The sequence below is a fragment of the Sphaerotilus montanus genome (assembly GCF_013410775.1).
In the GTDB taxonomy this organism is placed as follows: domain Bacteria; phylum Pseudomonadota; class Gammaproteobacteria; order Burkholderiales; family Burkholderiaceae_C; genus Sphaerotilus; species Sphaerotilus montanus.
In genome coordinates, this window is record NZ_JACCFH010000001.1 from 2,765,588 (window position 1) to 2,788,434 (window position 22,847).

Consider the following 22,847-nt stretch of genomic DNA (forward strand, 5'->3'; position numbering starts at 1 on the left):
TGTAACCGGGGGGTGTCCGGCGCCGGACTTTCTACAATCGGTGCCGTGAATACCTCCCTTCCCATCCTCAACATCTCCACCTACAAGTTCGTCACGCTGGCCGATCCCGAGGCCTTGCGGGCCCAGTTGCAGGGCAACGCCGCGGCGAACCACCTCAAGGGCACCATCCTGCTGGCCGAGGAGGGCATCAACCTCTTCCTGGCGGGGCCCGCCGAGGGCGTGCGTGCCTTCGTCGACTACCTGCGGGCCGATGCGCGCTTCGCCGATCTGGCGCCCAAGGAAAGCTGGAGCGCGGCGACGCCGTTCCTGCGCCTGAAGGTCAAGGTCAAGCGCGAGATCATCCGCATGAACCACCCGAGCATCCGCCCCGAGGCGGGCCGTGCGCCGAGCGTGGCGCCGGCGGTGCTGGCGCGCTGGCTGGCGCAGGGACAGGACGACGAGGGGCGCCCGGTCGTCACGCTCGACACGCGCAATGCCTTCGAGATCGACCACGGCACCTTCGCCGGCGCGATCGACTGGCGCATCACGAAGTTCAGCGAGTTCCCGCAGGCCGTGCTGGACCACCGCGACGACCTGACCGGCAAGACCATCGTGAGCTTCTGCACCGGCGGCATCCGCTGCGAGAAGGCGGCGATCTACCTGCAGGACATCGGCCTCGACCACGTCTACCAGCTCGAAGGCGGCATCCTGAAGTACTTCGAGGAAACCGACGGCGCGCCCGGCTGGCAGGGCGGCTGCTTCGTCTTCGACGAGCGCGAGGCGCTCGGCGCGCAACTCACCCCGCTGCGGGCGGATGCAGCGACTCCATCGGCTCGTTGAGCTGCGCCAGCACGTCGGAGTGGAACTCGCGCCGGTAGAGCACCGCAATCACCAGCGCCGTGCCGACCACGAAGGCCAGCGGTGACAGGAACCACAGCACCGCCGCGAAGCTCAGGTAGACCGCCCGCAGCCCGTCGTTGAAGGTCTCGGCGGCCAGGCCGAGCACCCGCCCGGCCCGGTTGGCGTGGCGGCGGCGCAGCGTGGCATCGGCCGCGGCCTCGAAATCCTTCGACGACGGGGTGGCGCCGATCAGCAGCGCACCGAAGCTGTACTGCCGCATCGACCACGTGAAGCGGAAGAACGCATGCACGAAGATGCCGGTCAGCACCAGCAGCTTCAGGTCGAGCACCAGCGTGGTCGTCGGGGTGGTGAAGGGCAGGTCGTGCACCATCTCGGCGGTCTTGTCCCCGGCACCGATCGCCGCGATCAGGCCGCCGATGATGAAGATCGTCGTCGAGGCGAAGAAGCTCGGGCTGGAGGCCATGCTCTGCGAGACGGCGGCGTCCACGATCCGGTTGTCGCGGAAGGTGGCCTCGTGCATCCAGTCCAGGCGCAGGCGGTTGGTGGCGGCCAGCACCGACGGCCGGTGCTGCGCCCGCGTCTTGGCGAAGCGGACGTAGCCGATCCAGCCGGTGAAGAACGTCAGCAGCGCCAGCCAGTCGGCCAGCGGCAATACCCGGATCACGCGCATCAGGAAGTCCATGGCGGGACTGTAGCGCGGCCGGGCGATCCGGCGGATCAGGCTTCCAGGTCGAAGACCAGCACCTCGGCGCCGTCGCCCTGGCCGATCGCCAGCGCGGATTCCTGCGCCAGCAGCAGCGCGTCGCCGGCTGCCAGCGCGTGGCCGTTGACCGTGAGCCGGCCGCAGGCGAGGTGGACATAGGCCTTGCGGGCGGGGTCGAGCGCGAGCGTCGCCGCCTCGTCGCCGTCGAACTGGCCGGCCCACAGGCGCGCATCCGCATTGAGCTGCAGCGTGGCCTGCGCGGCGTCTGCTGCACCGACCGGCGCGCCGACGAGGTGCAGGCGGCCCCGCTTGTCGGCGGGCGAGATGACCTGCTGGTCATAGCTTGGCGGCAGGTCACGTGCTGCCGGCAGCAGCCAGATCTGCAGCAGGTGGGCGGTCTCGGTGCCCTGGTTCATCTCGCTGTGGCGCACGCCGGTGCCGGCGCTCATGCGCTGGACCTCGCCGGGGCGGATGGCCGCGCCGTGGCCCAGGCTGTCGCGGTGGGTCAGCTCGCCGGCCAGCATGTAGGTGACGATCTCCATGTCGCGGTGGCCGTGGGTGCCGAAGCCGCGCTGGCCGGCGACGCGGTCGTCGTTGATCACGCGCAGGTTGCCCCAGCCCATGTGCGCCGGGTCGAAGTAGTCGGCGAAGGAGAAGCTGTGGAAGCTGTCGAGCCAGCCGTGCTGGGCGTGGCCACGGGCCAGGGAGGGGCGCAGGGTGATCATGGTGGGGCCTTTGGTCGAGGTGTCCATGATGCGCGCCCGGGGTTCGGTCAGGGCGGCGGCGGCGTGATGGCATCATTCAAAAGACTTGAACCCGAGCGCCTGTGCGCCCCGCCGCCGATGACCGACCGCCGCCACGCCCTGACCCCCGAAGCGCTGGAGATGATGGACACCATCGCCCGCACCGGCAGTTTCGCCGCCGCCGCGCGCGAGCTGGGCAAGGTGCCTTCGGCGCTGACCTACAGCGTGCGGCAGCTGGAGGAATCGCTCGACGTGCTGCTGTTCGACCGCAGCTCGCGCCAGGCGCAGCCCACCGCGGCCGGCACCGAGCTGCTGCACGAAGGCCGCCGCCTGCTCGCGCAGATGGACGCCGTGGCCAACCGCGTGCAGCGCGTGGCCACCGGCTGGGAGACGACGCTGGCGATCGCGGTGGACAACATCGTGGCGCCGCGGGCGATCTTCGACCTGATCGAGGCCTTCTACGCGCTGCGCTGCACCGAGTCGCCCGACGCCGGCCCGCTGCCGACGCGGCTGAAGCTGCGCAACGAGGTGATGGCCGGCACGGTCGAGGCGCTCACCACCGGGCAGGTCGATCTGGCCATCGGGCTGGCCGGATCGCCCAGCCTGCCGCAGGGGCTGGAGTGCGCGCCGCTGGGCACGCTGGAGATGCTGCTGGCGGTGGCACCGCACCACCCGCTGGCGCCGCTGCCCGAGCCGCTGTCGATGCAGACCGTGGCGCAGCACCGCATCATCGCGATGGCCGACACCGCACAGCGCATGGACCGCCACACCTTCGGCATCCAGCCGGGGCAGGACGTGCTGACCGTGCCCTCGCTGGTGGCCAAGCTGGAGGCGCAGATCCGCGGCCTGGGCTGCGGCCGGCTGCCCGAGCCGCTGCTGCGCGCGCATGTCGCCGCCGGGCGGCTGGTGGTCAAGCGCACCGAGGGGATGACCTCGACCGTCGATCTGCAGTATGCGTGGCGGGCCGGGCCGGGCATGGGCCGGGCGCTGGCCTGGTGGCTGCAGCAACTGGAGAGCCCCGTCACCCGCCAGGCGCTGCTGGAGCAGCACGCTGGCCTGATCTTGTGAGCGCCGCGCCCGCAGCGGGCGGCGGCTATGTCGGCCGCTTCGCTCCGTCGCCGACCGGGCCGCTGCACGCTGGCTCGATGGTCGCCGCGCTGGCCTCGTGGCTCGATGCGCGGGCGCACGGCGGGCGCTGGCTGGTGCGCATCGAGGATGTGGACACGCCGCGCTGCATCCCCGGCGCGGACCTGGAGATCCTGCGGCAGCTCGCCGCCTGCGGGCTGCACCCGGATGCGCCGCCGGTCTGGCAGTCGCGCCGCGGCGATCTGTATGCCCGCGCGCTGGACACGCTGCACGCGGCCGGGCTGGCCTACGGCTGCCGCTGCACGCGCCGCGAGATCGCGCTGGCGCTGGCCGCTGCGGGGCACGACCGCAGCCGCCACGGTGAACTGGTCTACCCCGGCACCTGCCGCCCCGGCGGCGCGCAGCCGGTCCCGTGGGCCGAGGCGCGTGCCGTGCGGCTGCTGACCGTGCAGCCGGATGGGGCCGACGTCTGCATCGACTGGACCGACGACCGGCTCGGCCCGCAGCACCAGAACGTCACCCGCGAGGTCGGCGACTTCGTGCTGCGCCGCGCGGACGGGCTGTGGGCCTACCAGCTCGCGGTGGTGGTCGACGACGCGGCGCAGGGCATCACCCACGTCGTGCGCGGCGAGGATCTGGCCGACAACACGCCCCGACAACTCTGGCTGCAGCGCTGCCTGGGCCTGCCGACCCCGCGTTACCGCCACACGCCGCTGGTGCTGGACGCACACGGCGAGAAGCTCTCCAAGCAGACGGGCGCGGCGGCGATCGACCCGGCGCGACCCCTGGCGGTGCTGCGGGCCGCTGCGCAGGCGCTGGACTTGGTGGTACCCGCCGGTGATGACGTGGATCAATTCCTGCGCGCAGCGGTTCCGCGCTGGACCATTCGATGTCAAGTGTGACAACGAATGGGCGCGGGCCGGAACTGGTGGCATGATCGCGCCCGCTTTTGTTGTTCTCCCACCCTTGCAAAGGTTTCCACATGATTTCTACCCCCTCGGGTCTGCAGTACGAAGACACGGTCGTCGGTACCGGTGATACCGCCGTCGCCGGCCGCCAGGTCAGCGTCCACTACACCGGCTGGCTGCACGACACCACCGCGCCGGATGGCCGCGGCCGCAAGTTCGACTCCAGCAAGGACCGCGGCCAGCCGTTCCGCTTCGCGCTCGGCGCGGGCATGGTCATCGGCGGCTGGGACGAAGGCGTGCAGGGCATGCAGGTCGGCGGCACCCGCGTGCTGCTGATCCCGCCGAACCTGGGCTATGGCGCGCGTGGTGCGGGTGGCGTGATTCCGCCGAACGCGACGCTGGTGTTCGAGGTGGATTTCCTCGGGTACTGAGCCTCCCGGCTGAATGGCAAAGACGCCCCTGCAGTGGGGCGTCGGCGTTTCTGGCGCCGCTCCGTGTGCATTGCGAGTACTCAATCGCCACCGCTGCAGACGCCCCTACCGTGGAAGGGCCATTCGGGCGGTCGCCCGGAGGCCTACTCCGAGGAGATCGACATGAGGGTGACGTTGCCGCGGTGCGTGGTTCTGACGGGGGTCTGGCTGGTGTCGTCGCTGGCGGTGGCGCAGGGGCGGTTCGACCTGGGCAAGCGGGTGTACGACAACAGCTGTGCGAGTTGCCATGGCGTGGCGGCCAAGGGGGATGGCCCGCTGACCCGCTACCTCGTCAAGCCGTCACCGGACCTGACCCTGCTGGCGCGCCACAACGGCGAGGTGTTCCCGCGGGACCGCGTCGCGGAGGTGATCGACGGCCGCACCTCCACCGAGATCGGTCCGCATGGTTCGCGCGAGATGCCGATCTGGGGCGATGTCTTCCGCAAGGACGCCGGGACCGCTGGTGTCCGTGGTGCACGCCAGGTCGAGCGGCATGCACAGCAGCGCGTGCAGGCACTGGTCGACTATCTGGCCCGTCTCCAGGAAAAGTAGGGCCGAGGCCGGCAGGCGCACGGCGCGACCAGTCATTGCGCCCATGAAAAAAGCCCGCTGTGGTGCAGCGGGCTTGTTCCATTCATTGGCGGAAGGGGAGGGATTCGAACCCTCGGTACGTTTCCGTACGCTTGATTTCGAGTCAAGTACAATCGACCACTCTGCCACCCTTCCTGAAAGTGGCTTGCCTGGGTCAATTCAGGCAAGACCGCAAGTATAGCGAACTTTTCGCCAGTTCAGCAAGCGGGTCGCAACACTTCGACGCCGCCCATGTAGGGACGCAGCACGTCCGGCACCGTGATGCTGCCATCGGCGTTCTGGCAGTTCTCCAGCACGGCCACCAGCGTGCGCCCCACCGCCAGGCCCGAGCCGTTCAGCGTGTGCACGAACTCGTTCTTGCCCTGCGCGTTCTTGAAGCGTGTCTGCATCCGCCGCGCCTGGAAGGCCTCGCAGTTCGAGCAGGAGCTGATCTCGCGGTAGGTGCCCTGCGCCGGCACCCAGACTTCCAGGTCGAAGGTCTTGGCCGCGCCGAAGCCCATGTCGCCCGTGGACAGCAGCAGCACGCGGTAGGGCAGGCCCAGTTTCTGCAGGATCGCTTCCGCATGGCCGACCATCTCCGCCAGTGCGCCTTCGCTGTGCTCGGGGTGGACGATCTGCACCATCTCGACCTTGTCGAACTGGTGCTGGCGGATCAGGCCGCGCGTGTCACGGCCTGCCGAACCGGCTTCCGAGCGGAAACACGGGCTGTGTGCGGTGAGCTTGATCGGGAGCTGGTCGATCGCCAGCACCGTCTCGGCGACCGCGTTGGTGAGCGTCACCTCCGAGGTCGGGATCAGGTACCACTTGCTGCCGGCCGCGTCGCCATCACCCGAGGTGACGTGGAACAGGTCCTGCTCGAACTTGGGCAGCTGGCCGGTGCCCTGCAGCGCCTTGGCCTGCACGAGGTAGGGCGTGTAGCACTCGGTGTAGCCGTGCTCGGTCGTCTGCACGTCGAGCATGAACTGGGCGAGGGCGCGGTGCAGTCGGGCAGCGGCGCCTTGCATGAACGTGAAGCGCGAACCCGACAGCTTGGCGCCCGTCTCGAAATCCAGCCCCAGCGGCGCGCCCAGGTCGACGTGGTCCTTCACCGTGAAGTCGAACGCGCGCGGCGTGCCCCAGCGGCGCACCTCGACGTTGGCGTGTTCGTCCGGGCCGACCGGCACATCGGCGGCGGGCAGGTTGGGCACGTGCAGCAGCATCGCGTCCAGCGCGGCCTGGATCTGCGTCAGCCGCTCGCCGCCGGCCTTCATCTCGTCGCCGATGCCGCCCACTTCGGCCATCACGGCGGTGGTGTCCTGGCCCTTGGCCTTGAGTCCGCCGATCTGCTTGCTGAGCTGGTTGCGGCGCGACTGCAGCTCCTCGGTGCGGATCTGCAGGGTCTTGCGCTCGGCTTCCAGCGCGCGGAAGGTGTCGGCGTCGAGGAAGGGCTGCGGGTTCTTGCGCGTGGCCAGGCGGGCGAGGACGCCGTCCAGGTCGCGGCGCAGCAGGGTGATGTCCAGCATGGAAAGTCTCGTGTTGCAGTGCAGTGTGTTCAGTGCGGGCGCGGTGCGGCGGTGACGCCGGCTTCGGCCATCGCCTTGTCGCCCAGGCCCTTGGGCAGCGGGAATTCGATGTGTTCCTCGACGCCCGGCATCTTGCGCACGCTCAGCGCGCCCAGCTCCTTCAGTCGGGCGATGACCGCATCGACCAGCAGCTCCGGTGCGGAGGCGCCCGCGGTCAGGCCCACGCGCGGACGGTCCTCAAACCATGCGGCCTCGATCTCGTCGGCGCTGTCGACCATGTACGACGCCGTGCCCAGCCGCTGCGCCACTTCGCGCAGGCGGTTGCTGTTCGAGCTGGTCGGGCTGCCGACGACGATGACGATGTCGACCTCGCCGGAGAGCACCTTGACGGCGTCCTGGCGGTTTTGCGTGGCGTAGCAGATGTCCTGCTTCTTCGGCTCGCGCACCAGGGGGAAGCGCTGCTTCACGGCGCGCAGGATCTCGGCGGCGTCGTCCACGCTCAGCGTCGTCTGCGTGACGACGGCGATGCGGCTCTCGTCCGGCACCTGCACGCCGGCCACGTCGGCCACATCCTCGACGAGGTGGATGCCCTCGGTGAGCTGGCCCATCGTGCCTTCGACCTCGGGGTGGCCCTTGTGGCCGATCATGATGAAGTCATAGCCCTCGCGGCGCAGCTTGGCGACTTCGACGTGGACCTTGGTCACCAGCGGACAGGTCGCGTCGAACACCTCGAAGCCACGCTCGCGGGCCTCGGCACGCACGGCCTGGCTGACACCGTGGGCGCTGAACACCAGCGTCGCGCCGGGCGGCACGTCGGAGAGCTCCTCGATGAAGATGGCGCCCTTGGTCTTGAGGTCGTTGACGACGTAGGTGTTGTGGACGATCTCGTGGCGCACGTAGATCGGCGCGCCGAACTTCGCGAGCGCCCGCTCGACGATCTCGATGGCGCGGTCCACGCCGGCGCAGAAGCCGCGCGGCTGGGCCAGCACGACTTCCTCGACATGGCCTTGCAAGCTCTCCTGGCGGATCGCGGTCATCACAGCACTCCGATCAGTTGCACTTCGAAGGTCAGCGGCTGGCCGGCCAGCGGGTGGTTGAAGTCGAATACCGCCCAGTCCTCTTCGGCCGGACCGAGTTCGCGCAGCACGCCGGCGAACGAGCCCCGGCCGTCCGGCGTCGGGAACTGCACGACGTCGCCGACGCTGTACTGCTCGTGCGGGTCGCCCATCTCGCGCAGGATGGCGAGCTTGAGCTTCTGGACCATGTCGGGGCTGCGGGGCCCGAAGGCTTCGCCAGGTTCGAGCGCGATGGTCGTGCGCGTGCCTTCTTCCAGGCCGAGCAGGCGCGACTCGATGGCGGGTGCGAGTTCGCCAGCGCCGAGCGAGAGCGTCGCGGGCTTGTCGTTGAAGGTGTTGACGATGTCGCCGCCGTCGGGGCCGGCGAGGCGGTAATGCAGGGTCAGGAATGAACCCGGTTGGACCTGAGGCACGGCGGTGATCCTGTTGGGGGAGTGGAAGGGGGAAATGGGGGATACGGGGGCAGGGCGGGGTCAGTTCTGGGTAGACTGGCCCCGATTTTAGGTGCCGCCGATGAAAGACCTTCCTGCTGCGATGCGTCCCCGCGAAAAGCTGCTCGCCCAAGGCCCGTCCGCGCTGGCCGATGCCGAGCTGCTGGCGCTGCTGCTGCGCACCGGCATCCAGGGCACGGGCGTGCTGCAGATGTCCGAGCAGGTGCTGGCCCGGTTCGGTGGCATCGGTGGCCTGCTGCGTGCGGAAGGGGATGCGCTCAAGGTCGTGAAGGGCCTCGGGCCGGCCAAGCGTGCCGAGCTGCAGGCGGTGCTGGAGCTGGCGCGGCGGGCGCTGTCGATGGAGCTGGCGCAGCGCCCGGTGTTCGACTCGCCCCAGTCGGTGCGCGACTACCTGAAGCTGCAGCTCGGCGAGCTGGGGTACGAGGTGTTCGCCGTGCTCTTCCTGGATGCCCAGCACCGGCTGATCGCCTACGAGCCGATGTTCCGCGGCACGCTGACGCAGACCAGCGTCTACCCGCGCGAGGTGCTCAAGCGCGCGCTGGCGCTGAACGCGGCGGCCGTGATCCTCGCGCACAACCACCCGTCCGGCGTCGCGGAGCCCTCGCGCGCCGACGAGTTCCTGACGCACAGCCTGAAGTCGGCGCTGGCGATGGTCGACGTGCGGGTGCTCGACCACATGGTGGTCGGGCGCGGGCCGGTGGTGTCGTTCGCGGAGCGGGGGTTGCTATGAAGGCGCATTCGCTGTCGGAGCTGGCTGCCATCCACCGGGCGCTGCGCGAACAGCGCCAGCACGCCGAGGAGGCCGCCGCCCGGCGTGCAGCGATCGAAGCTGCCCGGCAGCGCGAGCGCGAGCTGTTCGCGCGCACGGTGGGCGAGGTCACGCCGCTGCGCGATGCCAATCTGGCCGACATCGCCCGCCCGAGGCCGCTGCCCGAACCCTTCCAGCGGGCGCTCGACGAGGCCGAGGTGCTGCGCGTGTCGCTGTCGGACGACTTCGACGCCGCGTCGCTGATGGAGACCGATGACCAGCTCTCCTACCGCCAGTCGGGCATCGGGGACGACGTGCTCAAGCACCTGCGCCTGGGCCGCTGGTCGCTGCAGGGCCAGATCGATCTGCACGGCCTGAACCGCGACGCGGCGCGCGAGGCGCTGGCGGGCTTCCTCAACGCCGCGGGCAAGCGCGGCTGGCGCTGCGTGCGCGTCGTGCATGGCAAGGGACTGGGCTCCCCCGGCCGGCAGCCCGTGCTGAAGGGCAAGGTGCGCAGCTGGCTGGTGCAGCGCCAGGAGGTGCTGGCCTTCACGCAGGCGCGCGGGCCGGATGGCGGGGCGGGGGCGCTGATCGTGCTGCTGGCTTCGGCGCGCAGGCCGGACGGGCGCCTGCGCTGAGCGCGGGGCTGCGGATCAGCGGTTGCGCATCCAGTCGGCGGTGCCGAAGAAGCTCTCGGTCAGCCGCTCGGTCAGCACCGGGTCGACGCCCACCTCGGTCATCGCCTGGTGCATGCAGGCGACCCACTGGTCGCGCTCCTGCACGCCGATCGAGAAGGGCATGTGGCGCATGCGCAGCCGCGGGTGACCGAAGCGCTCGATGTAGTGGTTCGGGCCGCCCAGCCAGCCGCTGAGGAACCAGTAGAGCTTGTCGCGGGCGTCGGTGAGCGTGGTGCCGTGGGCGGCGCGCAGTTCGCGGTAGCCGGGCTCCAGGTCCATCAGGTCGTAGAAGCGGTCGACGAGTTCGCGCACGCGGGCGTCGCCGCCGACCCAGGCATAGGGGGTCGCGGGCTGGTCGGGGGTCTCGGGGTTCATGGCGGAGACTGTAGCCCAGCCGCGGCTGTCGCCGTTGCCTCGGCCAGCCGGCGGGCGATCTCGCGGATGTCCTGGGCCGCGTCCGAGCCGGGATAGGCCAGCATCAGCAGCTGGCGCTTCTGCACCGACTGGCGCACGGCCGTGTCCAGCGTGATGTTGCCCAGTGGCTGCAGGGTGATCGACGCACCATCCGCCAGCTGCACGAAGCGCTGGAGGACGGCCTGCAGCTGCGTGGCGACATGGCGGCCTTCGCCGGGACGCTGGGTCTGGTTGACCACCAGCATGGTCGAGGTGCGGCCCTGCTGCATCGCCAGCACCTTGATCGTGGCGTAGGCGTCTGCCAGCGCGGGCGGCTCGGGCGTGGCGACGACCAGCACCTCGTCGGCCAGCGACACTGCGTAGAGCACGATGTCCGAGATGCCGGCGCCGGTGTCGATCAGCACCCGGTCGTAGCGCGGGCGGACGGTGTCGAGCAGCAGCGCGAGCTGTTCGCGCACCTGGGGCGTGAGCCGCGAGTACTCGATCAGGCCCGAGCCGGCCAGCATCACCTGGAAGCCCCCCGGCGCGTCGATCACCGCCTGGTCGAGCGGGGCCTTGCCAGTGAAGACGTCGTGCAGCGTAATGCGCGGGTGCAGGTTGAGCACCACGTCGAGGTTGGCCAGGCCCAGGTCGGCGTCGATGACGAGCACCTTCTCGCCGCGGCGGGCGAGTGCCGCCGCCAGATTGGCGCTGAGCATGGTCTTGCCGACACCGCCCTTGCCGCTGGTGATGGCCAGGATGTGGGCGCCGCTCACGGGGCAGCATCCATCGACGGATCCAGCGTCGGATCCATGGACGAATCCATGGCGTCCGGCACGAAGGCCGACACGGCGCTGAAGAGCATGTCGCGCTCCTCGTTGCTCACCTCGGAGCGCGGCTGCGATTCCAGGCAGATGCGGTTGCGGCCCGCGGCCTTGGCGCGGTAGAGCTGCTGGTCAGCGCGCTCCATCCAGAGGTGCGACGACGAGCGCACCCACTGCGGCGCGAACGCGCCGCCGACGCTCACGGTGACGCTGATGCGCTGGCCCGGTGCCGCGACGACCACCGTGGACTCGATCGCCTGGCGCACCCGGTCGGCCACGGCCTGACCGAAGCTGGCCGGGCAGTTGGGCAGCACGGCGCCGAATTCCTCGCCCCCCAGCCGCGCGACCGTGTCCATCGGGCGCACGCTGTCCTGCAAGGCCTTGCCGATGTGGCGGATGACGACATCACCGGCGGCGTGTCCGTAGGTGTCGTTGACCCGCTTGAAGTGGTCGATGTCGAGCAGCAGCAGCAGCGCGGACTCGCCGGTGCGCGCCACGCGGTCGATCTCGCTGTCCAGGCTGGCCTCGAACTGGCGGCGGTTGAACAGCCCCGTCAGCGGGTCGCGGCTGGACAGCATGCACAGGCCGTCGATCAGCGCCTGCAGCCACGCTGGCGAGCCGGGTTCGAGTCGCGCCATCCAGTCGTGCTGGCCGGCGCGGTCCAGCAACTGCAGCGCCAGTCCGACCTGCAGCGTGTGTCCGCCGACCGTGATCACGGCCGCTTCACGCGCGGGAGAGGGCGGCTGGTGCATGGCGATTGCGGGCAATTCGGCAGGAAGAATGAAAAAGACATCCGAAAGTGAGGCATTTGCAGTCTACGGCATGGCCTCGGCGACTTGAGCGGGAGATGGCTGGTGTTTGGCGGGCTTCTCCGCGTGCGGACAGGCGCTTGCGACCAGCACAGTGGCCTGAATTGCACAGCGAGCTGTCCTTGTCCCAACTGCCTACTTCTCCGGTCGCCGAACCTTCCCGCACCGAACCCGCCCTGGCCCGCGTCGTGCCCGGGCGCATCGAGCGGCTGCGTGCGTTGCCACGGGTCGACGGGCAGGCGAATTTTTTCTACCGCGAGGTGGTTTTCAACGCCGATGCGGTGCGCATCATGCCGGGCGAGTTCTTCGTGCATGGCGAAGACATCGTCATCACCACCACGCTGGGCTCGTGCATCGCGGCCTGTCTCTGGGACCGCCAGGCGCAGATCGGTGGCATGAACCACTTCATGCTGCCCGGGGGCTCCGGTTCGGCGCCCGACGCGGGCCGCTACGGCATCGAGGCCATGGAGCGCCTCATCAACGCGCTGCTGCGGCAAGGCGCGACCCGCAGGACGCTGGAGGCCAAGCTTTTCGGTGGCGCCGCGATGATCCCGGGGCCGGGATCGCTCAATGTCGGCGAGCGCAACACCCGGTTCGCGATCGACTACCTGCGCGACCACGAGATCACGCTGATCTCGAAGGACGTGCTCGGCAGCAGTCCGCGCAAGGTCTGCTTCTTCCCGCAAACGGGGCGGGTGATGGTGCGCCGGCTGCCGCCCACCCAGCACAACCTGGTGCTGGCGCTGGAGCGCGAGGCCCGGCGCAAGGTCAGCAGCAGCCTGTCGACCACTTCATTTGCCGATCTGCCGTGACGCTCCCCGCCAGTTCCTTCCGGACCACCGCCGCGGGTGCCCCCATCCGCGTGCTGGTGGTCGACGATTCCGCTGCGGCGCGGGCCATGATCTGCGCTGTCCTCGCCCGCCACCCCGACCTGGTCTGCGTCGGCGAGGCGGCCGACGCACTGCAGGCCCGCGAGATGATCCGCGGGCTTGACCCGGACGTGGTCACGCTCGACATGGTCATGCCGGGCATGGACGGCCTGGACTTCCTGGAGCGGCTCATGCGGCTGCGGCCGACCCCGGTGGTGGTGATCGCCTCGGCGACGCGCCAGCACCAGACCACCGTGCTGCGCGCCACGGCGCTCGGTGCCGTGGCCTTCATCGAAAAACCGCAGCCCGGTGCGCAGGGTGTCCTCGACGCCTTCGAGAGCACCGTGGTCGCCCGTCTGCGCGAGGCGGCGCGGTCTCGCCAGACGGTCCGCCGCAGCGCCGTTGCGGGCGAGGTGGTTGCCGTGCCCGCATCTGCCAGCGGCCGCCTCATCGCCATCGGCGCATCGACGGGCGGTACCGAAGCAACCCCGCGCCTGCTTGCCCGCCTGTCACCGGCGGTGCCACCGGTGCTGATCGTGCAGCACATGCCGGCCGGCTTCTCGGCCCGGTACGCGACCCGTCTGAACGGACTCGGCCCGCTCGCGGTCAGCGAAGCGCGCGACGGTGAGTCGCTGCAGGCCGGCCACGCGTATATCGCGCCGGGTGGGCAGCACCTGTCGGTTGAACGCGGTGCCGCCGGCGGCTATGTGGCGCGGGTGTCGGATGGGGAACCGGTGCAGCGGCACCGGCCCAGCGTCGATGTGCTGTTCCGCTCCGTGGCCAAGGTGGCCGGCGACCGTGCCATCGGCATCATGCTCACCGGCATGGGCGGTGACGGCGCGCTGGCGATGCGCCTGCTGCGCGAGGCCGGTGCCTACAACCTGGCGCAGGACGAGGCCACCAGCGCCATCTTCGGGATGCCGCGCGAGGCGATCCGGGCGGGGGCTTGCCAGGAGGTGCTGCCGCTCGATGCGATCGGGCCGCGGGTGATGGCGCTGCTTGGTCTGGCCGCACCCGCCGTGTGCACCACGCGGCTCAGGCCAGAAACAAGCCCTGCAGATCGCTGAGGAAGTCGAAGCCGCGTGGCGTGGGTGCGGCGCGCTCCCAGTCACGCACCAGCAGGCCGCGCTGTTCGGACTGCGCCAGCGCCGCCTCGATGCTGGACAGCGGCAGCCCGGTGCGGTCGCGGAACAGCCCCAGATCGAAGCCGTCCTTCAGCCGCAGCGCGTTCAGCATGAACTCGAAGGGCAGCGCCTTGCGGCCCACGTCCTCGTCGTTCGACACCGCCTGTCCGGCCAGGGCCTTCTGCATGTACATCGCCGGTTCGCGCCAGCGCACCTGCCGAACGACCCGGTGCGGGAAGCTCAGCTTGGTGTGCGCACCCGCGCCGATGCCCAGGTAATCGCCGAACTGCCAGTAGTTCAGGTTGTGCGTGCAGCGGTGGCTGGGCCGCGCGAAGGCCGAGACCTCGTAGCGCGACAGCCCCTGCGCGCCGGTCATCGCCACGATCTGGTCGAGCATGTCGCTGGCCAGATCGTCGTCCGGCACAGTCGGCGGGTGCACGGCGAACAGCGTGTTCGGCTCGATCGTCAGGTGGTAGACCGACAGGTGCGGCGGCTGCAGCGCCAGCGCGGTGCGCAGGTCCTCGGCCGCCTCGGCGAGCGTCTGGCCGGGCAGGGCGTACATCAGGTCGAGGTTGAAGGTGTCGAAGGCCTGCGCGGCTTCCTCGGCGGCGGCGAGTGCCTGCGCGCGGCTGTGCACGCGGCCGAGTGCCTGCAGCTTGGCGTCGTCGAAGCTCTGCACGCCGATCGACAGCCGCGTCACCCCCGCGCCGCGGAAGGCGCGGAAGCGCTCGCGCTCGAAGGTGCCGGGATTGGCCTCCAGCGTCACCTCGCAGCCCGGCGCCAGCGGCATCAGCGCCCGCACGTCGCTCAGCAGCCGCTCGATGCCCTCCGGCGAGAACAGGCTGGGCGTGCCACCACCAATGAAGATCGACTGCACGCTGCGGCCCCAGACCAGCGGCAGCGCGGCTTCGAGGTCGGCGCGCAAAGCGTCCAGATACGCGGCTTCCGGGTGCCCGCCACTGGCCGCTTCGTGCGAGTTGAAGTCGCAGTACGGGCACTTGCGCAGGCACCACGGCAGGTGGATGTAGAGCCCCAGCGGCGGCGGTGCACCGAGTTGCAGCGTGCCGGGACGCAGGTAACGCGCCACCACATCGGCGCCGTTGGCAGCGGCTGCGGTGTCCGTGGCGGAATGGGCCGGCTGGATCGGGATGAACTCAGCCAAGCTGCCAGACCTCGCGCATCAGGGTCAGCATCTGCGCACAGGCCAGCGCGCGGTGGCTCCGGGCGTTCTTGACATCAGCGGGCATCTCGGCGGCCGTCAGGCCCTGCGCCGGGACGAACATCAGCGGGTCGTAGCCGAAGCCGCCCGCGCCGCGCCGCTCGGCCAGGATCTCTCCTTCCCAGCGACCGAAGGCGATGAGCGGCTCGGGATCGTCCGCCGAGCGCACGGCCACCAGCGCGCAGACGAAGCGCGCGCGGCGGGTGGCGGCGCCGTCCAGCGCGGCCAGCAGCTTGCGGTTGTTCGCCTCGTCCTGCAGCGCGCGCTGGGCTTCGCGGTCGATGCCGGCCGGGAACTCCACCGCCGCGTAATGTGCCGACTGCACACCCGGCGCGCCGCCCAGCGCGTCCACGCACAGGCCGGAGTCGTCCGAGATCGCGGGCAGGCCGCTGATGGCTGCGGCGTGGCGGGCCTTGGCGAGCGCGTTCTCGATGAAGGTGTGGTGCGGCTCCTCGGCTTCCGGGATGCCGAGCGCGCCTTGCGTGACCAGCTCGACCGACACCGGCGCCAGCAGCGCACCCAACTCCTTCAGCTTCTTGGCGTTGTTGGACGCCAGCACCAGGCGGTGGCGCAGCAGCTCGGCCATGGCCTCAGGCTCCGATCGCGGTGGACAACGCCTGGCGCTGCAGCGCGACCAGATCGCGGATGCCCGCGTCGGCCAGCGCGATCAGCGTGTCCATCTCGGCGCGGCTGAAGGGCGTGCCTTCGGCCGTGCCCTGGACTTCGACGAAGCCGCCGGAGCCGGTCATCACGACGTTCATGTCGGTGTCGCAGGCCGAGTCCTCGACGTATTCGAGGTCCAGCAGCGCCACGCCGTCCAGCAGCCCGACCGAGATGGCGGCCACGTGGTCGCGGATCGGGGTGTCGGCGATGAGGCCCTGCGCCAGCAGCGTGGCGACGGCGTCGTGCGCGGCGACGAAAGCGCCGGTGATCGCGGCGGTGCGGGTGCCGCCATCGGCCTGCAGCACGTCGCAGTCGATGGTGATGGTGCGCTCGCCGAGCTTCTTCAAGTCGAACACGCTGCGCAGCGAGCGGCCGATCAGGCGCTGGATCTCCTGCGTGCGGCCGGTCTGCTTGCCCTTGGCGGCTTCGCGGGCGCTGCGGGTGTGGGTGGCGCGGGGCAGCATGCCGTATTCGGCGGTGACCCAGCCTTCGCCGGAGCCCTTCTTGTGCGGCGGGACACGTTCCTCGACGGACGCGGTGCACAGCACCTTGGTATCCCCGAAGGCGATCAGCACCGAACCTTCGGCGTGCTTGGTGTAGCCGCGGGTGAGCTGGACGGGGCGCAGGGCGTCGGGGGCGCGGTCGTTGGGGCGGGTCATGGTCATGGAGTAGGCTGGTCTGCTTAGCTGCGCTTCTGGGCGCTGCGCTTGATGGCTTCGTTGATCTCGCGGATCGAGCGTTCGATCTCGGCTTCGTCGAGCAGGTCGTCCGGGTTGCCGACGCCGGCACCCGCCTGGATGGTGGAGGCGAACACGTCGTCGCCGAGCGCGTCGGTCTCGATGCCGGTGAGGGTCTCGTCGTCCTCGGCGGACTCCCACTCGACGGCGATCACGGTCACGTTGTCGCTCTTCTCGCCGGCGATGCGCAGCGCGCGCTCCACCAGATCGGGCGCAGCTTCGGTGATCGCGCCTTCGGCGAGGATGCGGGTGATGGTGTCGTCGTCGAGGGCGCCCCACAGGCCGTCGGAGCACAGCAGGAGCTTGTCGCCCGGTTGCAGCGACACGGGGCCGACCAGGTCGATCACCGGCTTGCCCGGGCTGCCCAGGCAGGTGAACAGCACGTTGCGGTTGACCTTGTCGCCCAGCGGCACGACGCCGTTGAGCGACTCCTGCAGCTCGGAGTAGGAGTGGTCGCGGGTGCGCGCCTGCAGCCGGCCGCCGCGCACGAGGTAGAGGCGCGAGTCGCCGCAGTGCGCCCAGTAGGCCTCGCGGCCCTGGAGGATGCAGGCGACGATGGTCGTGCGGGGCGTGTCGAGCAGGGCGCGCTCGGTGGCGTAGCGGATGAGCGCGTGGTGGCCGGCGAGGATGGACTCGGTCAGGAAGCGGCGGGGCTCGCGGATCACCGGCTTGGCGTCACGCTGGAACATGCCGGCCATGGTCTGCAGCGACATCTGCGAGGCGACTTCGCCCTCGGGGTGGCCCCCCATGCCATCGGCGAGCGCGAACAGGCCGGAGTCACGGGTGTAGCAATAGCCCATGCGGTCCTCGTTCTTCTCGCGCCCGCCACGGCGGCTGATCTGGTAGACGGAAAAACGCATGGGCAGGGGTTCCGAGAAAGATTCCGGCGCGGCGGGAGGGCTCACGCCTTGGCGCCGGACTTGATGTTTTCAAGCTGCAGCTTGAGGCGTTCGCTGAAGCTGAGCTTGGTGTAGCGGCGTTCGGTTTCCCGGGACAGCTCCTTCTGGAGCGCGAAGACACTCTGCGGCCGCGCCAGCGGGTCGAGCGACATGCACCACTCGGTCACCTCGATGAGGTTGTCCGAATAGACATTGCGCAGGCGCGACAGCGACAGGCTCAGGCGGTCCTTCTCGATGCGCTGGGGGGCGTCGTTCGGCGGATAGCCCTGCATGCAGGCGTAGATGCACGCGCCGATGGCGTAGATGTCGGTCCACGGCCCCAGTGACCCGTCGCGGCGGTACATCTCGGGCGCAGCGAAGCCGGGGGTGTACATCGGCCGGATGAAGTTGCCTTCCTTCGACAGCACTTCGCGTGCGGCGCCGAAGTCGAGCATCACGGCCTTGTTCTCGTTGGTGACGAAGATGTTGGCCGGCTTGATGTCCAGGTGCAGCATCTTGTGCTGGTGCACGATGCGCAGGCCGCGCAGGATCTCGTCGAAGAGGCTGCGGATGGTGCTCTCGCGGAAGACCTTGTCGCGCTTCAGGTCGCGGGCGGTGACGATGAAGTCCTGCAGCGTGTCGCCCTGCAGGTAGTTCATCACCATGTAGACCGTCTCGTTCTCGCGGAAGAAGTTGAGCACCGAGACGACGCTCTGGTGGCTGATCTGCGCGAGCGAGCGGCCTTCCTCGAAGAAGCTCTTCAGGCCCAGGCGGTAGAGCGGCTGCTTTTCGGGCTTGACGCGCGGAATCAGCTCGCCCGCAGAGCGCTCGGCCAGCGAAGACGGGAGGTACTCCTTGAGGGCCACCAGCCTGCGCTCGGCGTCTTCGGCGAGGTAGACGACTCCGAATCCGCCCGCTGCCAGCTTCCGGATGACCTGGTAGCCGCCTACCACCGTGCCGGGCGGCAACGGGGCAGGTTTTTGCTTTGACATAATCGTATTTTGATTGGGCGAAATCCGCGATGTCAGTTTACAGCATGACCGGTCCTGATTAGCAACGATCCTCAGCATTCCCCCGAACGACCCGCTGAGCCCGAGGCTTGCACCGCGAGACATCGATGATGAGCCGAGCCACCAACTCGCGCAGGTCGAACCGACGGTTGAAGCGGTAGGCGAACGCTGCCAGGTAGCTGCTGGCGTACTTGGGGTACTTGAACGCATGGAACGCACCCGACAACGTCGTCTTCAGGTTGCCCAGCACCGTGTTGACCCAGGTGAACTCGGGCAGCTCGCGCGGCTTGCGCTGCCCCACCACGATCGGCGTGTGCAGACAGCCCGCGCTGGTGACCGCGGCGAAGCACCCCAGCCCGTCGCTGACCACCCGCGCTCCCGGCATCAGCGCCGCCTGCGCCCACTGGCCCACCGCCTCCAGCGTGAAGCCGCTCACCGGCGCGAGCTTGACGTACTGCGGATGCCCCTGGTCATTGACCGAGACCGCCGCCACGAACGGCACCTTGTTCTCCGAACCCCGACCCGCCTTGCCGCCGCTGCGCTCCCCGCCGAGGTAGGCATCGTCGAGCTGCACCGTGCCGTCGAGCCGGTGCTGGCTCTCCCGCTCGGCCATCGCGTGCATGATCTTCTGGTGCATCAGCCACGCCGTCGGGTAGCTCACGCCCACCTGCCGCTTGAGCGCCAGCGCCGACAGCCCCGTCTTGGCCTGGCTGAGCAGGTAGATCGCCAGGAACCACGTTCTCAGCGGCAGCTTGGTGCTCGCGAACAGGCTGCCCGCGGTCAGCGAAGTCTGGTGGCGGCAGCCGTTGCATTGATACAGCTTGCGTGCGCCCTGGCCCACCACGTAGTGCGCCGCAGTGCCGCAGCGCGGGCACTCGAAGCCCTGGGGCCAGCGTGCCTGCTTGACCGCCTCGGCGCATTGCTCTTCCGTGCCGAAGCTGCTCATGAACTCCGGCAGCGACATCCCTTGCTGGAACTGGATTCGGTTCATCGGCATGTGCTCGCTCCTGCGCTTTGTCTGCCTTCTACGCTACGCCTGATCGTCGGCTAGGGCCTTGCTGAAGATCATTGCTAATCAGGTGACCGGTTATGCCAGCGCCTCCTCCAGCGCGCTGCCCGAGGCCGGGGAACACACCGAGAACACTGCCGCACAAGCGGGATCCGCCGGATCGGTCACGGTGGAACTTCGCTCCGTGAACAGCCGATTCCTGGATCTGGCGCTGCGCCTGCCCGACGAGTTTCGCGCGCTGGAGCCAGCGCTGCGCGAGCTGCTCACCCGGACCTTCAAGCGCGGCAAGATCGAGCTGCGCCTGAACCCGGACCGTGCACCCGATGCCGCCGCCGCACTGCCGCAACCCGAGCAGCTCGTCCGGCTGGCGGCGCTCCAGGTGGCCGTGCGCTCGCAGTTGCGGGATGCCGAGCTGATGTCGGTGCACGAGGTGCTGCAGTGGTGCCGCAGCACCGCGCCGGTGGCCGTGCTGGACGAGGCGGCGCTGGCGGCGGCACGGGTGTGTGTCGAGCGACTCGGCGAAGCCCGTGCCCGCGAGGGCGATCGGCTGGTCGCGATCCTGATGGAGCGTGTCGAGCACCTGCGCGGGCTGGCCGCCCAGGCGGCACCGCTGGTGCCGCAGGTCGTGGCACGTCAGCAGCAGCGCTTCCTGGAGCGCTGGAACGAAGCGCTGGCCACTGCGGGCGCCAACCAGAGCGTCTCTGCGCAGTCGCTGACCGAGCGGGCCATGTCCGAGGCGGCGGCGTTCGCGATCCGCATCGACGTCGCGGAGGAACTCGGCCGGTTGGGGGCACATCTCGACGAGATCACCCGGCTGCTGCGCAAGGGTGGTGAGCTGGGCAAGCGGCTCGATTTCCTGATCCAGGAACTGCACCGCGAGGCCAACACCCTGGGCTCGAAGTCCGCCGCGCTGGAGCTGACGCAGATCTCGGTGGAGATGAAGGTCGCGATCGAGCAGATGCGCGAGCAGGTGCAGAACATCGAGTGAACGGGCGCGGGCCCGGCGGCCCGCCGGAATGCGCAAGGGCCACCCGAGGGTGGCCCTTCTTGGTGGCGGAGCGGGCGTTGCCGCCCGCTGCGGGTCTTAGCCGCGCGCAGCCGCCAGCGCCGCGTTGAGCGTGGCGCTCGGGCGCATGATGGCCTTGGTCTTCTCGGCATCGGCCAGGTAATAGCCGCCGATGTCCGCCGGCTGGCCCTGCACGGCGCTGAGTTCGGCCACGATCTGGGCTTCGCCGTCGGTCAGGGCCTGGGCGAGCTTGCCGAAGTGAGCGGCCAGTTCGGCGTCTTCGGTCTGGGCGGCGAGTTCCTGCGCCCAGTACATCGCCAGGTAGAACTGGCTGCCGCGGTTGTCGAGCTGGCCGGTCTTCGGGCTGGGCGACTTGTTGTTGTCGAGCAGCTTGCCGGTGGCCGCGTCGAGCGTCTTGGCGAGCAGCTTGGCCCGGGCGTTGCCTTCCTTGATGCCCAGCTCTTCCAGCGACACGGCCAGTGCCAGGAATTCGCCCAGCGAGTCCCAGCGCAGGTGGTTTTCCTGCACCAGCTGCTGCACGTGCTTCGGGGCCGAGCCGCCGGCGCCGGTCTCGTACATGCCGCCGCCGTTCATCAGCGGCACGATCGACAGCATCTTGGCCGAGGTGCCCAGTTCCATGATCGGGAACAGGTCGGTCAGGTAGTCGCGCAGGATGTTGCCGGTGACGCTGATGGTGTCCAGGCCACGGGCGACGCGCTCCAGGGTGAACCGCATGGCGCGGACCTGGGACATGATGTGGATGTTCAGCCCGGTGGTGTCGTGGTCCTTCAGGTAGGTCTCCACCTTCTTGATCAGCTCGTTCTCGTGCGGGCGGTACGGGTCCAGCCAGAACACCGCCGGCATGCCCGAGTTGCGGGCGCGCGTGACAGCCAGCTTGACCCAGTCGCGGATCGGCGCGTCCTTGACCTGGCACATGCGCCAGATGTCACCCGCCTCGACCGGCTGGCTCAGCAGCACTTCGCCGGTGTCCAGGTCGGTGATGTTGGCCACGCCGGCTTCGGCGATCTCGAAGGTCTTGTCGTGCGAGCCGTACTCTTCGGCCTGTTGCGCCATCAGGCCGACGTTCGGCACCGTGCCCATCGTGCGCGGGTCGAAGTTGCCGTGCCACTTGCAGAAGTTGATCATCTCCTGGTAGATGCGGGCAAAGGTCGATTCCGGCATCACGCATTTGCTGTCGTACTGCTTGCCGTCGGCGCCCCACATCTTGCCGCCCTGGCGCATCATCGCCGGCATCGAGGCGTCCACGATGATGTCGTTGGGCGAGTGGAAGTTGGTGATGCCCTTGGCCGAGTCCACCATCGCCAGACGCGGACGGTGCTCTTGGCAGGCGTGCAGGTCACGGATGATCTCGTCGCGCTTGGATTCCGGCAGCGTCTTGATCTTGTCGTACAGGCTCACCATGCCGTTGTTGACATTGATGCCCAGTTCGTCGAACAGCGCGCCGTGCTTCTCGAAGGCGTCCTTGTAGTAGATCTTGACGCAGTGGCCGAAGACGATCGGGTGCGAGACCTTCATCATCGTCGCCTTGACGTGCAGCGAGAACAGGATGCCCGACTTGCGGCAGTCTTCCAGCTGGGCTTCGTAGAAGTCGCACAGCGCCTGCTTGCTCATGAACATCGAGTCGATGATCTCGCCGTCGAGCAGGGCCAGCTTCGGCTTCAGCACCACGGTCTTGCCGCTGGCGGTGAGCAGCTCCATCCGGACGTTGCGGGCCTTGTCCAGCGTCAGCGACTTTTCGCCGTGGTAGAAGTCGCCGTGCTCCATGTGCGAGACATGGGTCTGCGACCACTGCTTCCACTCGCCCATCGAGTGCGGGTGCTTGCGGGCGAAGTTCTTGACGGCCATCGGTGCGCGGCGGTCGGAGTTGCCTTCGCGCAGCACCGGGTTCACGGCCGAGCCGAGGCACTTGCCGTAGCGGGCCTTGATGGCCTTCTCTTCGTCGGTGGTCGGGTTCTCGGGGTAATCGGGGATCTGGTAGCCCTTGGCCTGCAGCTCCTTCACGCAGGCCGCCAGCTGCGACACCGACGCGCTGATGTTGGGCAGCTTGATGATGTTGGCGTCCGGCTCCAGGGTCTTCTTGCCCAGCTCGGCGAGCGTGTTGGGCACCTTCTGGCGGTCCGTCAGGTATTCCGGGAACTCGGCCAGGACCCGTGCGGACACGGAGATGTCGGCCTTCTGGATATTGATGCCGACCGGCGCCGTGAAGGTGCGCACGATGGGCAGGAAAGCGCAAGTCGCCAGCAAGGGCGCTTCATCGGTCAGGGTGTAGATGATGGTCGGCTGCTTGGTCGTCATTCACGAATCTCCGGGAGTTCTGCTGGGTTCTGCTTGAAAGTTTCTGGCCTGCTGCGGAATCTTCGCGGCGGCTGTGCCCAGACGGAACACTGTGCCACTGGATCCTGTGCAGGTGCTGACTGACCGTTCGCGCGGTGTCGCAGCCCATATTGTCGTTTGCCCGCGCGACATCGGGGACAATTGCCCGCCCGTCG

General features: G+C 69.1%; 25 protein-coding genes and 1 tRNA gene. 10 read left to right on the forward strand and 16 right to left on the reverse strand.

Annotated elements, in window-relative coordinates; translation table 11 throughout:
- Window positions 1-36: 36 nt before the first annotated feature.
- Complete coding sequence (locus tag BDD16_RS12575) at window positions 37-819, forward strand: sulfurtransferase (RefSeq protein ID WP_375139095.1); 783 nt, start codon at window positions 37-39, stop codon at window positions 817-819.
- Here BDD16_RS12575 and BDD16_RS12580 read toward each other — a convergent pair.
- Window positions 776-1,522 carry a DUF599 domain-containing protein gene (locus BDD16_RS12580; protein WP_179634272.1) on the reverse strand — a complete coding sequence of 249 codons (747 nt, stop codon included), beginning with the start codon at window positions 1,520-1,522 and terminating at the stop codon, window positions 776-778. The genes BDD16_RS12575 and BDD16_RS12580 overlap by 44 nt on opposite strands.
- 35 nt (window positions 1,523-1,557) lie before the next feature.
- Window positions 1,558-2,268 (reverse strand): pirin family protein, encoded by a 711-nt coding sequence (locus tag BDD16_RS12585; RefSeq protein ID WP_179634273.1) that lies wholly within the window; start codon window positions 2,266-2,268, stop codon window positions 1,558-1,560.
- A gap of 117 nt (window positions 2,269-2,385) precedes the next feature.
- Between BDD16_RS12585 and BDD16_RS12590 the strand changes: the two genes are divergently transcribed.
- The 4 genes from BDD16_RS12590 to BDD16_RS12605 all read left to right on the forward strand — a co-directional run bounded on the left by BDD16_RS12590 (window position 2,386) and on the right by BDD16_RS12605 (window position 5,302).
- A complete protein-coding gene (locus BDD16_RS12590) occupies window positions 2,386-3,354 on the forward strand; it encodes a LysR substrate-binding domain-containing protein (RefSeq protein WP_179634274.1) in 969 nt (322 codons plus the stop codon).
- Window positions 3,351-4,274 carry a tRNA glutamyl-Q(34) synthetase GluQRS gene (gene gluQRS, locus BDD16_RS12595; RefSeq protein ID WP_179634275.1) on the forward strand — a complete coding sequence of 308 codons (924 nt, stop codon included), beginning with the start codon at window positions 3,351-3,353 and terminating at the stop codon, window positions 4,272-4,274. Before BDD16_RS12590 ends, gluQRS begins: the two co-directional genes overlap by 4 nt.
- A gap of 80 nt (window positions 4,275-4,354) precedes the next feature.
- Window positions 4,355-4,711, forward strand: a complete 357-nt coding sequence (locus tag BDD16_RS12600; RefSeq protein WP_179634276.1) for an FKBP-type peptidyl-prolyl cis-trans isomerase — start codon at window positions 4,355-4,357, stop codon at window positions 4,709-4,711.
- Between the two features lie 162 nt (window positions 4,712-4,873).
- The gene (locus BDD16_RS12605) at window positions 4,874-5,302 is read left to right on the forward strand and encodes a c-type cytochrome (protein WP_179634277.1); all 429 of its coding nucleotides are present in this window, start codon (window positions 4,874-4,876) and stop codon (window positions 5,300-5,302) included.
- Between the two features lie 86 nt (window positions 5,303-5,388).
- Here the strand turns inward: BDD16_RS12605 and BDD16_RS12610 are convergent.
- From BDD16_RS12610 to BDD16_RS12625, 4 genes are all read right to left on the reverse strand, one after another.
- Window positions 5,389-5,476 (reverse strand) — tRNA-Ser (locus tag BDD16_RS12610).
- Between the two features lie 62 nt (window positions 5,477-5,538).
- Complete coding sequence (gene serS, locus BDD16_RS12615; RefSeq protein ID WP_179634278.1) at window positions 5,539-6,843, reverse strand: serine--tRNA ligase; 1,305 nt, start codon at window positions 6,841-6,843, stop codon at window positions 5,539-5,541.
- A gap of 29 nt (window positions 6,844-6,872) precedes the next feature.
- The gene (ispH, locus tag BDD16_RS12620; protein WP_375139072.1) at window positions 6,873-7,880 is read right to left on the reverse strand and encodes a 4-hydroxy-3-methylbut-2-enyl diphosphate reductase; all 1,008 of its coding nucleotides are present in this window, start codon (window positions 7,878-7,880) and stop codon (window positions 6,873-6,875) included.
- Window positions 7,880-8,332 carry an FKBP-type peptidyl-prolyl cis-trans isomerase gene (locus tag BDD16_RS12625; protein WP_179634279.1) on the reverse strand — a complete coding sequence of 151 codons (453 nt, stop codon included), beginning with the start codon at window positions 8,330-8,332 and terminating at the stop codon, window positions 7,880-7,882. The genes ispH and BDD16_RS12625 overlap by 1 nt, the downstream gene beginning before the upstream one ends.
- Window positions 8,333-8,432: 100 nt before the next feature.
- Between BDD16_RS12625 and radC the strand changes: the two genes are divergently transcribed.
- Complete coding sequence (gene radC, locus BDD16_RS12630) at window positions 8,433-9,101, forward strand: RadC family protein (RefSeq protein ID WP_179634280.1); 669 nt, start codon at window positions 8,433-8,435, stop codon at window positions 9,099-9,101.
- Complete coding sequence (locus tag BDD16_RS12635) at window positions 9,098-9,757, forward strand: Smr/MutS family protein (protein ID WP_179634281.1); 660 nt, start codon at window positions 9,098-9,100, stop codon at window positions 9,755-9,757. The genes radC and BDD16_RS12635 overlap by 4 nt, the downstream gene beginning before the upstream one ends.
- Before the next feature lie 15 nt (window positions 9,758-9,772).
- Here the strand turns inward: BDD16_RS12635 and BDD16_RS12640 are convergent, their stop codons facing one another.
- The 3 genes from BDD16_RS12640 to BDD16_RS12650 are packed head-to-tail and all read right to left on the reverse strand — an operon-like array spanning window position 9,773 to window position 11,765.
- Entirely contained in the window at window positions 9,773-10,171 is a 399-nt protein-coding gene (locus BDD16_RS12640) for a group II truncated hemoglobin (RefSeq protein WP_179634282.1), read from the reverse strand.
- Complete coding sequence (locus BDD16_RS12645) at window positions 10,168-10,965, reverse strand: MinD/ParA family protein (protein WP_310732871.1); 798 nt, start codon at window positions 10,963-10,965, stop codon at window positions 10,168-10,170. Before BDD16_RS12645 ends, BDD16_RS12640 begins: the two co-directional genes overlap by 4 nt.
- A complete protein-coding gene (locus BDD16_RS12650; protein ID WP_179634283.1) occupies window positions 10,962-11,765 on the reverse strand; it encodes a GGDEF domain-containing protein in 804 nt (267 codons plus the stop codon). Before BDD16_RS12650 ends, BDD16_RS12645 begins: the two co-directional genes overlap by 4 nt.
- A gap of 179 nt (window positions 11,766-11,944) precedes the next feature.
- On the opposite strand from BDD16_RS12650, the gene cheD reads away from it, so the two are divergent.
- Together cheD and BDD16_RS12660 are read left to right on the forward strand one after the other, a co-directional pair.
- Window positions 11,945-12,634 (forward strand): chemoreceptor glutamine deamidase CheD, encoded by a 690-nt coding sequence (cheD, locus tag BDD16_RS12655; protein ID WP_246332534.1) that lies wholly within the window; start codon window positions 11,945-11,947, stop codon window positions 12,632-12,634.
- A complete protein-coding gene (locus BDD16_RS12660) occupies window positions 12,631-13,758 on the forward strand; it encodes a protein-glutamate methylesterase/protein-glutamine glutaminase (RefSeq protein WP_310732872.1) in 1,128 nt (375 codons plus the stop codon). The genes cheD and BDD16_RS12660 overlap by 4 nt, the downstream gene beginning before the upstream one ends.
- Here the strand turns inward: BDD16_RS12660 and hemW are convergent.
- Genes hemW through BDD16_RS12690 form a run of 6 tightly spaced genes read right to left on the reverse strand, consistent with a single transcriptional unit; the run spans window position 13,727 to window position 19,319 of the window.
- Window positions 13,727-14,977: a radical SAM family heme chaperone HemW gene (gene hemW / locus BDD16_RS12665; protein WP_218897779.1), complete on the reverse strand. Its 1,251-nt coding sequence runs from the start codon at window positions 14,975-14,977 to the stop codon at window positions 13,727-13,729. The genes BDD16_RS12660 and hemW overlap by 32 nt on opposite strands.
- Window positions 14,970-15,620 carry an RdgB/HAM1 family non-canonical purine NTP pyrophosphatase gene (rdgB, locus tag BDD16_RS12670; RefSeq protein ID WP_179634285.1) on the reverse strand — a complete coding sequence of 217 codons (651 nt, stop codon included), beginning with the start codon at window positions 15,618-15,620 and terminating at the stop codon, window positions 14,970-14,972. The genes hemW and rdgB overlap by 8 nt, the downstream gene beginning before the upstream one ends.
- Window positions 15,621-15,624: 4 nt before the next feature.
- Complete coding sequence (gene rph, locus BDD16_RS12675) at window positions 15,625-16,362, reverse strand: ribonuclease PH (RefSeq protein ID WP_179634286.1); 738 nt, start codon at window positions 16,360-16,362, stop codon at window positions 15,625-15,627.
- Between the two features lie 17 nt (window positions 16,363-16,379).
- On the reverse strand, window positions 16,380-17,294 hold the full coding sequence (locus tag BDD16_RS12680) for a PP2C family protein-serine/threonine phosphatase (protein WP_179634287.1): 915 nt from the start codon (window positions 17,292-17,294) through the stop codon (window positions 16,380-16,382).
- Between the two features lie 41 nt (window positions 17,295-17,335).
- A complete protein-coding gene (locus BDD16_RS12685) occupies window positions 17,336-18,304 on the reverse strand; it encodes a serine/threonine protein kinase (RefSeq protein ID WP_179634288.1) in 969 nt (322 codons plus the stop codon).
- A 58-nt stretch (window positions 18,305-18,362) separates the two neighbouring features.
- The gene (locus tag BDD16_RS12690) at window positions 18,363-19,319 is read right to left on the reverse strand and encodes an IS1595 family transposase (protein WP_179632657.1); all 957 of its coding nucleotides are present in this window, start codon (window positions 19,317-19,319) and stop codon (window positions 18,363-18,365) included.
- 82 nt (window positions 19,320-19,401) lie between these two features.
- Between BDD16_RS12690 and BDD16_RS12695 the strand changes: the two genes are divergently transcribed.
- Window positions 19,402-20,319 (forward strand): YicC/YloC family endoribonuclease, encoded by a 918-nt coding sequence (locus BDD16_RS12695; protein ID WP_179636134.1) that lies wholly within the window; start codon window positions 19,402-19,404, stop codon window positions 20,317-20,319.
- 96 nt (window positions 20,320-20,415) lie between these two features.
- On the opposite strand, the gene BDD16_RS12700 is transcribed toward BDD16_RS12695, so the two are convergent.
- On the reverse strand, window positions 20,416-22,653 hold the full coding sequence (locus BDD16_RS12700) for an NADP-dependent isocitrate dehydrogenase (RefSeq protein ID WP_179634289.1): 2,238 nt from the start codon (window positions 22,651-22,653) through the stop codon (window positions 20,416-20,418).
- Window positions 22,654-22,847 lie beyond the last annotated feature (194 nt).